This window comes from Paraburkholderia sp. BR10954 (genome assembly GCF_040965775.1).
GTDB classification, from domain to species: domain Bacteria; phylum Pseudomonadota; class Gammaproteobacteria; order Burkholderiales; family Burkholderiaceae; genus Paraburkholderia; species Paraburkholderia youngii.
On sequence record NZ_JBFRCK010000318.1, the window covers coordinates 1 to 255 of the forward strand.

Consider the following 255-nt stretch of genomic DNA (forward strand, 5'->3'; position numbering starts at 1 on the left):
GTAGCGCAGATACCAGCGCACACAAAGAATGATCACCTCACGGTCAAAATGACGGCCGGCGAATAGCCCGTCCAGACTCTTCAGCTTGTTCATCGCGGCTCCTCAAATCGGTCAGGGCGACACTCTAACCGATCCTTGAGCGCTATTTGCACCACAACCCGCCGACCTAATTCGCAGGTAGTCTAGTTGACGCAAGACAGTCCGTGCCGGATCGCGTACCGGATCACGTCGGTGTTGTTCGTGATGCCGAGTTTC

1 pseudogene is annotated in these 255 nt (G+C 55.7%); it reads right to left on the reverse strand.

Annotated elements, in window-relative coordinates:
* Positions 1-93: pseudogene (locus AB4Y34_RS42405) on the reverse strand (IS6 family transposase); the annotation flags it as partial.
* Positions 94-255 lie beyond the last annotated feature (162 nt).